Genomic DNA, 2,500 nt, shown 5'->3' on the forward strand with positions numbered 1-2,500 from the left:
CCAGTATCATGCTCCTGCATGGTATGCACCCACCTTTCAAAAGGTGATCGAAGGAAATGCTACGGCATATACCGGGTCTTCTGAAGAAAATGGAGGGTATGCCAACCTGGATTATTTCGGTAATCCGCTTCAAGTCGGTACCATCTCGGTGAACCCGACAGTGATCCCGCTCGGAGCCAAGGTCTATGTGGAAGGCTACGATTATGACGGACTTCCGACCGGCGGTATGTATGCTACAGCAGCCGATACAGGCTCCGCTATTAAAGGGAACAAAATCGACATTTACGTACCTGGCAACAAAACAAAGGCTCTTCAATTCGGCGTTCAGCAAGTAAAAATTTATGTACTAAAATAGTAATGTCAATGAAAAAGCATCTGCAGCGAGCAGGTGTTTTTTTATTGGCATATTCCTGTTTACGGAGGACAAAACTAAGCTGTAAACCATTGAAGGGGGCCTTTTCTTGACTAAGATATTATTAAAATTAGGAATGTGTATCCTCCTCCTCTGTCTTTCTACAGCTGCATCCTCCAGGCCCAACAGCGAGGTTGTTTGGAATGTGCACACGGATCAGAAGCTTATTGCCCTTACATTCGATGATGGACCGAATCCAGTTTATACTCCGCAAATTTTGGATCTGCTTAAGGCCTATGATGCAAAAGCGACCTTTTTTGTCTTAGGTAAAAGAGTGCAAATGTATCCGGCTCTTGCCATTCGTGAAGTCAATGAGGGGCATGAGATTGCCAACCACACCTTCGATCATCATTATTTAAAAAATGTATCTTCCCAAAAGCTGATGGATGAAATCCGGCAAACTCAAGATATTATTTTTGATATTACGGAACAGACTCCTCATGTTTTTCGGCCTCCAGGCGGCTTTTACAATGAGGCTTTGCTTCAAATGACGCAGGAGGACAAGCTAACTGTCGTGATGTGGTCCTGGTACCAGGACACGAAGGATTGGAAACGGCCCGGAGTTGATAAAATTGTCCATACCGTGTTATCCAATGTGCATAACGGAGATATTATTTTGTTCCACGATCTGCAAGGAGATTGCAGTCAAACTGTCGAAGCATTGAAACGAATCATCCCCGAATTAAAAAATCAAGGGTATCAGTTCCTTACCGTGACTGACCTTATTGCAAGGACACAAAAGTAAAAAAACAACCGATCTGATTACAGATCGGCTGTTTTTTTTGGTTGCTTGGCGACGTCCTACTCTCCCGGAACCCTTCGGTTCAAGTACCATCGGCGCTGGAGGGCTTAACGGTCGTGTTCGAGATGGGAACGCGTGGTTCCCCTCCGCCATCATCACCAAACGATGTGCTTTCGTTAGAAAGCTGGCTTCGTAAGCCTGGGATTTTTCGAAGCGTTGCTTCTTCGAAAACGCTGCAAGAAAATATCCATCCCTATAAAGGACATGCAGCTATTTGTTTCAAGGTTGTTACCCTGAAAACTAGATACGAAGCAAGCATACATCCTTCTTCTTTGCTGTTCTCTTGGATAAGCCCTCGACCGATTAGTATTCGTCAGCTCCATACCTTATGGCACTTCCACCCCGAACCTATCTACCTCGTCGTCTTCAAGGGGTCTTACATACTGGGAAATCTCATCTTGAGGGGGGCTTCACGCTTAGATGCTTTCAGCGCTTATCCCGTCCGTACGTAGCTATCCAGCCGTGCTCCTGGCGGAACAACTGGTACACCAGCGGTACGTCCATCCCGGTCCTCTCGTACTAAGGACAGCTCCTCTCAAATTTCCTGCGCCCACGACAGATAGGGACCGAACTGTCTCACGACGTTCTGAACCCAGCTCGCGTACCGCTTTAATGGGCGAACAGCCCAACCCTTGGGACCTACTTCAGCCCCAGGATGCGATGAGCCGACATCGAGGTGCCAAACCTCCCCGTCGATGTGGACTCTTGGGGGAGATAAGCCTGTTATCCCCAGGGTAGCTTTTATCCGTTGAGCGATGGCCCTTCCATGCGGTACCACCGGATCACTAAGCCCGACTTTCGTCCCTGCTCGACCTGTTTGTCTCGCAGTCAAGCTCCCTTATGCCTTTGCACTCTTCGAATGATTTCCAACCATTCTGAGGGAACCTTGGGGCGCCTCCGTTACTTTTTAGGAGGCGACCGCCCCAGTCAAACTGCCCACCTGACACTGTCCCCATACCGGTTCACGGTACCAGGTTAGAACTCCGATACGATCAGGGTGGTATCCCAACGGCGCCTCCACCCAAGCTGGTGCTCAGGCTTCTCAGGCTCCCACCTATCCTGTACAGATCGTACCAAAGTTCAATATCAAGCTGCAGTAAAGCTCCATGGGGTCTTTCCGTCTTGTCGCGGGTAACCTGCATCTTCACAGGTATTAAAATTTCACCGGATCTCTCGTTGAGACAGCGCCCAAGTCGTTACGCCATTCGTGCGGGTCAGAATTTACCTGACAAGGAATTTCGCTACCTTAGGACCGTTATAGTTACGGCCGCCGTTTACTGGGGCTT

The 2,500-nt window shown here is 48.5% G+C and carries 2 protein-coding genes and 2 rRNA genes (2 of these 4 only partly in view); 2 read left to right on the forward strand and 2 right to left on the reverse strand.

Annotated features, from left to right (window positions below; all coding sequences use genetic code 11):
• Positions 1 to 355: the end of a stalk domain-containing protein gene (locus ACHHV8_RS30190; RefSeq protein ID WP_395162961.1), read on the forward strand. It extends 461 nt beyond the left edge of the window; the window shows 355 of its 816 coding nt (coding positions 462-816); its start codon lies off the left edge, out of view; the stop codon is at positions 353 to 355.
• Between the two features lie 106 nt (positions 356 to 461).
• Positions 462 to 1,157: a polysaccharide deacetylase family protein gene (locus tag ACHHV8_RS30195; protein ID WP_395162962.1), complete on the forward strand. Its 696-nt coding sequence runs from the start codon at positions 462 to 464 to the stop codon at positions 1,155 to 1,157.
• 43 nt (positions 1,158 to 1,200) lie between these two features.
• On the opposite strand, the gene rrf is transcribed toward ACHHV8_RS30195, so the two are convergent.
• Together rrf and ACHHV8_RS30205 are read right to left on the reverse strand one after the other, a co-directional pair.
• Positions 1,201 to 1,317 (reverse strand): 5S ribosomal RNA (rrf, locus tag ACHHV8_RS30200).
• A 180-nt stretch (positions 1,318 to 1,497) separates the two neighbouring features.
• A 23S ribosomal RNA gene (locus ACHHV8_RS30205) occupies positions 1,498 to 2,500 on the reverse strand; it runs 1,945 nt beyond the window's last position.

Origin of the sequence: Paenibacillus sp. TAB_01, from assembly GCF_043945595.1 — a bacterium.
In the GTDB taxonomy this organism is placed as follows: domain Bacteria; phylum Bacillota; class Bacilli; order Paenibacillales; family NBRC-103111; genus Paenibacillus_S.